This is a genomic window from Frankia canadensis, assembly GCF_900197875.1.
Taxonomy (GTDB): domain Bacteria; phylum Actinomycetota; class Actinomycetes; order Frankiales; family Frankiaceae; genus Frankia; species Frankia canadensis.
In genome coordinates, this window is sequence record NZ_FZMO01000195.1 from 1 (window position 1) to 7,490 (window position 7,490).

Annotated in this window: 8 protein-coding genes; 4 read left to right on the forward strand and 4 right to left on the reverse strand. The window is 73.6% G+C overall.

The genetic code is table 11. The features are described 5' to 3' along the window. Positions 1–154 precede the first annotated feature (154 nt). Entirely contained in the window at positions 155–805 is a 651-nt protein-coding gene (locus C1A33_RS16425; protein ID WP_101832367.1) for an aminodeoxychorismate/anthranilate synthase component II, read from the forward strand. A 25-nt stretch (positions 806–830) separates the two neighbouring features. Here C1A33_RS16425 and C1A33_RS16430 read toward each other — a convergent pair whose 3' ends face one another. Continuing rightward, the gene (locus C1A33_RS16430; protein ID WP_243407622.1) at positions 831–1,874 is read right to left on the reverse strand and encodes a DUF881 domain-containing protein; all 1,044 of its coding nucleotides are present in this window, start codon (positions 1,872–1,874) and stop codon (positions 831–833) included. A 408-nt stretch (positions 1,875–2,282) separates the two neighbouring features. Here C1A33_RS16430 and C1A33_RS16435 point away from each other — a divergent pair, with 408 nt between their 5' ends. Next, positions 2,283–2,543 (forward strand): cell division protein CrgA, encoded by a 261-nt coding sequence (locus C1A33_RS16435; protein WP_101832368.1) that lies wholly within the window; start codon positions 2,283–2,285, stop codon positions 2,541–2,543. 243 nt (positions 2,544–2,786) lie between these two features. After that, a complete protein-coding gene (locus C1A33_RS16440; protein WP_101832369.1) occupies positions 2,787–3,335 on the forward strand; it encodes a CchlQ in 549 nt (182 codons plus the stop codon). 30 nt (positions 3,336–3,365) lie between these two features. Here C1A33_RS16440 and C1A33_RS16445 read toward each other — a convergent pair whose 3' ends face one another. Both C1A33_RS16445 and C1A33_RS16450 read right to left on the reverse strand, forming a co-directional pair. Next, positions 3,366–3,683: a hypothetical protein gene (locus C1A33_RS16445; protein ID WP_243407623.1), complete on the reverse strand. Its 318-nt coding sequence runs from the start codon at positions 3,681–3,683 to the stop codon at positions 3,366–3,368. Positions 3,684–3,782: 99 nt separating this feature from the next. Next, a complete protein-coding gene (locus tag C1A33_RS16450) occupies positions 3,783–5,690 on the reverse strand; it encodes a glycoside hydrolase family 15 protein (RefSeq protein ID WP_101832371.1) in 1,908 nt (635 codons plus the stop codon). 209 nt (positions 5,691–5,899) lie between these two features. Between C1A33_RS16450 and C1A33_RS16455 the strand changes: the two genes are divergently transcribed. Next, positions 5,900–6,421, forward strand: a complete 522-nt coding sequence (locus C1A33_RS16455; RefSeq protein ID WP_101832372.1) for a PH domain-containing protein — start codon at positions 5,900–5,902, stop codon at positions 6,419–6,421. A 369-nt stretch (positions 6,422–6,790) separates the two neighbouring features. On the opposite strand, the gene C1A33_RS16460 is transcribed toward C1A33_RS16455, so the two are convergent. Further along, positions 6,791–7,490: rhomboid family intramembrane serine protease (locus tag C1A33_RS16460; RefSeq protein ID WP_243407624.1), on the reverse strand; the 700-nt coding region annotated here is incomplete at its 5' end.

Sequence of the window (7,490 nt, forward strand, 5' to 3'; positions counted from 1 at the left end):
CCCTGCTCCCGACGCTGACACCGACGACCCCCGTCGGCGCCGGTGGCGGTCAGGGCGGCGGAGGGCAGGGCGGCGGTGGCGGTCAGGGCGGTGGCGGTCAGGGCGGTGCCGGCCAGGGCGGGACAGGCTGAGCGGGCAGGCAGGAGGTTCACCGATGCGGATCCTGGTCGTCGACAACTACGACTCGTTCGTGTTCAACCTGGTCCAGTACCTCGGCCAGCTGGAGACGGCGTGCGTGGTGCGGCGCAACGACGAGGTCACACCGGACGAGCTCGCCGGCCTCGGCGTCGACGGCGTGCTGCTCTCCCCCGGCCCGGGCACGCCCGAGGCCGCCGGGGTGAGCATCCCGATGGTGCGGGCCTGTGCACGGGACCGGGTGCCGCTGCTCGGCGTCTGCCTCGGGCATCAGGCGATCGGCGTGGCGTTCGGCGCGACCGTCGACCGGGCGCCCGAGCTGCTGCACGGTCGGACGTCCGAGGTGCGTCACGACCGGGTCGGCGTCCTCGCCGACCTACCGTCACCGTTCATCGCGACCCGCTACCACTCGCTCGCCGTCGAGGAGAGCACCCTGCCGGCGGAGATCGAGGTGACCGCCCGGACGGCCAGCGGCGTGGTGATGGCGCTGCGGCACCGGGAGCTGCCGCTGGAGGGCGTCCAGTTCCACCCCGAGTCGGTGCTGACCCAGGGCGGCCACCTGATGCTCGCCCGCTGGCTGGAGCGGTGCGGCGATGGCGGGGCCGCCCGACGCCTGGCCCCCGGCCTGTCCGACGAGGTCGAGACCCTGCGCGCCGCCGCCTTCGCCTGAGCCAGCCAGACCGGCCTCACGTCGGTCAGTTCGGCTCGGCGCCGGGCCGCCCTGAGGCCGCTCGCAGGTCGGCGGCGGGCAGGCGGGCGTCCGGGTTCTCGGTGACACGGTAGCCGAGCCGGTAGGCGCTGACGTACTGGCGGTAGATCGTGACCTGCGGGTCGTCGCGCAGATGGGCACGCAGGGCCGCGATGTCCCCGATGGCGGTGATCCGGAACGGCGGGGAGAACACCTCGCCACCGAGCAGCAGCGTGTTGCCGACGCAGCGCACCGCCGTGCGGGCGGTGACCCGGCGGTCCATGATGGTCATCGCCTCGGCGCCGCCGGCCCACAGGGCGTTCACGACCGCCTGGACGTCCTGCTGGTGCACGACCAGGTCGTCCGGGCCCGGGGCCGCGACGCCGGGCGGGTAGGGCCCGTGCCGGCTGGACGCCGGCGCGTCGTTCAGCTCGACGGTCAACGCCGGCCCGCGCACCGCCGCCGCACCCACCGGCCCGGCGAGTCCCGCGGCAAGCGCCTGCGCGGCCGCGTCCGGACCCGACCGCCCCCCGCCACCCGTCGGCGACCCGGCTGTAGGCGACCCACCCGGCGACACCGACCCGCCCGGCGAGGTCGACGGCGACGCGGAGCCGGACGGGCCACGACCCTCGCTCCCGACCACCGGTCCCGGCACGTCCGAGGATCCTGCCGAGGCCTCCCGGCGGGCGTCGACACGGCGCGACTCGGCGGCGACGACCCCGGGGATCCCACCGGCGACGAGGGCGGTGTCCTCACGATCGCCGGCGGACCCGAACGGCCCCACGTGCCCGACGACAACTCCCGCCAGCAGACCGAGGCAGAACACCACCCCGACCACGACGACCCGCCGCCCTCGCCGCGGCGCACCCGGCTGTCCAGGCCGCACCGCCGCCAACCGGCCTCGCCATGCCGCCGCCAGCCGGCCTCTCCAGGCGGCCGCCAGCCAGGCAGGCCGCGCCGCATCCACGCCCGGACGGTCTTCCTCATCGCCGCCGGCGCTCGCGGCGGCTTCGTCGCCGGCTCCGTCCATCTCGCCGCGGGTGATCACCACCGCCGACCTCGATTCCCGCGCGCCAGCCGGGCGCGTCGAGTCGGGGGCGGATCGCGGGCGGGCGCCGCGCACGGGCATGGGCACGCCGGGCGGGGCGATCCGTCCGCCGCGTCGGAGTCACCGCCCCCGCCGCAGGCTACGCGGCCCGCGACACGGTTGAGCCCACGTCAGCGCGGCGTGGCGCGCATGTCCGCACAATTCCCGGCTCGATACCCCGTCCGCGCCCGGCGCGCCGCGGCCTGGCGGCGCTGTCACCGGGAGACAGACCCACCTGCCGGTACGCAGCCGGCGTGTCCGTCGGCGGGCTGTTTACCCTGGTGCCCAGCGCGGGATCGTCACCGGGGCCGCGCCCACGGCAGCGGCGACGGTCGCCGCTCGTCCACGCATGGTCAGCCGAGGAGTTCCGCAGTGCCCGAGTCGCGACGCCGCAAGCCGAAGAAGCAGACGCAGAGCACCACCACCAGCCAGGCCCGGCGCAGCCGGCCGCCGTCGCCGCCCTGGTTCGGCGGTCTGATCCTGGCCTTCTTCCTCATCGGCATCGTCTACCTGCTCGTCTACTACTTCTCCAACGGCGGCGTGCTGGGGATGGAGGCGTTGGGCGGCTGGAACATCCTCGTCGGCTTCGGTTTCGTCGTCATTGGGCTGGCAGTGTCAACCCAGTGGCGCTGACCCGGCGGCGGGTTCGGCAATAGCGCCCTCCGTCGGCCAGTCCGCCGGGGGCCCGGCGGAACTTGCATGGCTGTCATCTATCCACAACCGTTGTCCACAATTGTGGATATCACCCATCCGGGGAGGATCGGCGAAGGGCAACCCGGTGGGCACTGGTCGCGCCCCGCTCGCGGGTTCTTCGCCGGGAGGCTGATGCCGCCGTCCGCCGTCGGTAGTGTTCGCGGGGCGTTACTGGAGGCATTGGTGGACTGGGGAACACTGGTCGCGACGGTCAGCGGAGCCGTCATCGCGATCTCGGGCACGGTGCTGGCGGACCGGGTCCGCGCCCGCGACGACGACGGCCGGGCGCGGCGGGAACGCCGCCAGGACACCTACGTCGCCTTCATCGTGGCGGCCGGCGTCTGCCACACCCGGTTACGTCAGATCGCCGGTGACACGTCGGCGCTGCCCGCCGACCGGGACGCGCGCTCGCGCACGGTCCTGGCGGACGCGGGCATCTACGACGTGCGGGAACGGCTGTTCCTGGACGCCTCACCGCCGGTGGTCGCCGCCGGCCAGCTGATGTTCGAGCGGCTGCGGGAGCTGCGCCGCTGTGTCGCGGCCGGCGCCGGCCACGCGTCGCCAGCGTTCCACGATGCCTACCATCCCTACCTCGACGCCGTGTGGCGCTACCGGGCCGCGGTTCGCGCCGAGCTGGAGGCGCCCGGCCTGGCCCCCGTGACCTTCGGCTGGGGGAGCTGGGACGGCACGGACCGGTGCCCGGTGTGCCGACAGGCACTCGCCGGCGGCTAGACAGGCGCGGCCGACGGCTCCCGCGGTCCGTCAGCGGGCGAGGACGGCGGAGCGCAGCCGGGCGACGGTGGCCTCGGGGTCGCGGGCGGCCACGATGAGGCGGCGGAACTCGCCGCCCGGGCGGACCTCCACCACCACCGCCGGGCGGCCCCGGTACACGGCGGCGAAGTCCCGGCCGTGCCGGGAGTGCCACGTGCCAAGCGCGATCACCCGCGGAATGCCGGTGCCCGGCATCCGCAACCCGTGCAGTTCGGTGAACGGCTCCGGCGCCGAGCGCACGTCCAGCACCTCGTCGAGCCCGACGGAGACGTCCCCGCGTAGCGCGCCGAGCCGCTCCAACCCGCTCATTACGACTTCGACCCGCTTTTCCCTTATCTCCAGGCTGGCCACCGCACCCACGTTAGTGCGCCCGGCCCCGCCAGCGCCCCGAAAACGGGCCTGACGTGCTCAGGTGGACGGCGACGGGCGGGCGTAGGCCTCGGCATCCTCGGCACGGATGACGTACATCACCGCGTTGATCAGAGCCAGGTGGGTGAACGCCTGCGGGAAGTTGCCGAGGTGGCGGCCGCTGTGCGGATCGATCTCCTCGGCGTAGAGGTCCAGCGGGCTCGCGAGGCTCAGCAGCCGCTCGCAGAGCTGCCGGGCCCGGGTCAGCTCACCGATCTCCACCAGCGCCGACACCAGCCAGAACGAGCAGATCAGGAACGCGCCCTCCTCGCCGCTGACCCCGTCGTCGGTCTCGTCGGTGCGGTAGCGCAGCACCAGGCCGTCCTCGGTGAGCTCCTCGGCGACCGCGAGCACGGTGGCCTTGACCCGCTCGTCGGAGGCGGGCAGGAAGCCGAGCAGCGGCATCAGCAGCAGCGACGCGTCCAGCGCCTTCGACCCGTAGTACTGGGTGAAGACGCCGCGGTGGTCGGCGCCCCGCTCGCAGACGTCGGCGTGGATCTCCTCGGCGATGGTCTTCCACCGGGCGGCGGTCTTCGTGTCCCCGCGCATCTGCGCGAGCCGGCGGCCGCGGTCGAGCGCGACCCAGCACATCATCTTGGAGACGGTGAAATGCTGCGGGGCCCCGCGGACCTCCCACATCCCGCAGTCCGGCTCGCGCCAGTGCGCCGCGGCGGCCTCGACGAGACGCACCAGCACCGGCCACAGCCGCTCCGAGAGGTAGTCGCGCGACTTGGTGTGCAGGTAGACGGAGTCGAGGACGACGCCCCACACGTCGTGCTGGTGCTGCAGCGCGGCGGCGTTGCCGACCCGGACCGGTGACGCGCCCTCGTAGCCGGACAGATGGCCGAGGATCTCCTCGTCGATGCGCGGCTCGCCGCCGACCCGGTACATCACCTGGATGTCGTCGTCGTCATGCTCGGCGACGTCGGCGATGAACGAGAAGAAGTCGTTGGCCTCGTAGTCCAGGCCGAGGGTGTACAGGCCCCACAGGGCGAAGGTGGAGTCGCGCAGCCAGCTGTAGCGGTAGTCCCAGTTGCGCTCCCCGCGGGGCGTCTCCGGCAGCGACGTGGTGGCCGCCGCGAGCAGCGCGCCGGTCGGCGCGTAGGTCAGGCCCTTGAGCGCCAGCGCGCTGCGCTGCAGGTGACGTCGCCACGGATGGTCGGGGAACATGCCGCGCGAGAGCCACTGCCGCCAGAACTCCGTGGTGCGCTCGACCGCGTTGCAGGCCTGCAGGTAGGTGTCCGGCAGCAGCGGGTCCTCGGGCCGCCAGGTCAGGGCGACGAACGCCGTGTCGCCCTCGCGCAGCGTGGTGCGAGCCAGCGCGCGGCGGCCGTCGAAGCCGAGCCGCAGGTCGGTGCGCAGCCGCAGCGTGATGTTCGTGCCCGCGTGGCTGATCACCCCGGACGAGTAGTCCTCCGCCTCGTACTGCCAGGACTCGGCGTGCCGTCCATAGTCGAAGTTCGGCTCGCAGACCAGGCTGAGGTCGACCGTGCCGTGCTCGCAGCGGGCGAGGCGCAGCAGCACGTGGTCGGCGTCCCAGTCGCTGGGGGTGCGGCGGTGCGTCTTGGAGCGCAGATGGGTGCGATGCCAGCGGCCGACGACCAGGCAGTCGGTGACGATGAGCCAGCCGTTCGGGGTCTGCCAGGTCGTCTCGAGGATGTTGGTGCCGGGCAGGTAGCGGCGGCCGGCGGGGATCTGCGTGCGGTCCGGGCCGAAGCGGAACCCGCCAGCGGAGCGGTCCAGCACCGAACCGAAGACGCTCGGCGTGTCCGGCCGCGGCACGCACATCCACTCGACGTTGCCACTGGGCGCGACCAGGCAGCTCGTCTCGCAGTCGGAAAGGAATCCGTATTCCGCGATGGGCGGGAACGGGCTGCCCCCGCTGCGTCGTACCGGCGAGTGCGCCACCCGATCCCCCTGACCACGACCTGCCACGGCTTCCATCGCGACCCCCGCCGGTGCGCCGCGAACCCCCGCCCCGAACGGGACGCCGCAGGAACGGCACTATGAGTACTGGCAAGATAGCGAATCGTAGCCGCTACTCAGCATGGTGCAAGCACCACGCCCGCCCGGCAACTCGGCGCCGATCTCCACCCGACCTGTGGTTGCGTGGGGCCATGACCGCGCATCCCACCGGCCCCGCCGACCCCACGGGCCCAGCCGATCCAGCCGGCGCCGACGCCGGCGAACCGCCCGGCCCGGCCGAGGCGAGCTGGTCACCGCCGCTGTGGCGGGTGGGGCTGTACGCGCTGGGCGGCACCGTCGCCGCGCTGGTCGCGGCGGTCGGGCCGCTGGCCTGGCGGGTCGGCTCGCTCGACGCGGCCGGCCGGCTGCTCGTCGGCGTTCTCGCCGCCGGGCTCTGGGTGCTGGCCGCCCGCGACCTACTCGCCCGCCCGGCGCTGCGGGTCGGACCGGACGGCGTGGACCTCGTCGACGGCGCCCGCCGCCGGCATCTACCCTGGGCGGCGGTGGTGGACGTCCGCGCCGGCACCCTCCCCCACAACCGCCGCGCCGTGCACCTGCGCACCCTGGAGATCGAGACGATCGACGGCCCGATCCTGCTGACCCGCCGCCAGCTCGGCGCCGACCCCGGCCCGATCGCCGACCATGTCAACCAGGTCCGCCGCTGCCACGGCTGACGCCTGCCCGGCAGCCCGGCAGCCCGGACACCCGGCAGCCCGGACACCCTGCCCGCAGCCCCCACCGCGTTGCGGTCTCCTACCGCCGACCTCGCCGCCCGTCGCCTGCTGCCGCCCACGGCCTCACCCACCGCGACCCGGCACCACCCAACCTTGATCATCTCCGGCCTGGGTGGCGACCAGAACAGCGAGGGGTGGGGCGGATCTGCCGGACTTCCCACCGGTGGGAAGCGGGTGCACGGGACATCGTCGCCGTGTCGCAACTTCGCGGCCCGCTGTCCGTTCTGCCGCGAAAACGCGACACAGGCCGCCGTGACAGTGCCAGAACACGGCCACCACGAACGGCCACGACACCGCGGCGGGGGCGGCCTAGACCAGGGCGGTGGACTTGACGACGGCGGCGAGGAACAGCGCCGCGACGATGGCGGTCACCGCGCCGGCCTGGACCCAGGCGAGGCGGCGGGGCACGTAGGCGTAGATGAGCCCGATGAGGGCGCCGACCGCCAGGCCGCCGAGATGGCCCCACTTGTCGATGCTGCTGAACGTGAACGTGATGGCCAGGTTGATCCCGATCACGACGAGGATCTGCCCGGAGTCCACCCGCAGCCGGCGGGCGATCACGTAGTAGGCGGAGAAGAAGGCGAAGATCGCCGTGGACGCGCCGACCGAGGCCGTCGTCAGCCCGCCGAGCAGGTAGCTCAGCGTGTTGCCGCCGACCGCGCCCGCCACGAAAAGGCCGAGGTAACGGGCCCGGCCGAGCAGCGCCTCCAGCTGGTATCCCAGCAGGAACAGCGCGTACATGTTGAACAGGATGTGCAGTACGCCCGCGTGCAGGAACGCCGGCGTCAGCAGTCGGTAGTACTGGTCATCGACCGCGATCCGGTAGCCGATCATCGCGAAGCGGTCGGTGAACTCGTTGCCGGTGGACCCGCTGCCGAGGCCCGGCAGGCCCTGCAGGAAGTAGGCGACGACGCAGATCCCGATGAGGATCTGGGTGACCAGCGCCTGCCCGGCGAGACGCACCCGCCCCCCGAGCACGGTCCGGGCCTCCCGCGGCGGCCGCCCGATC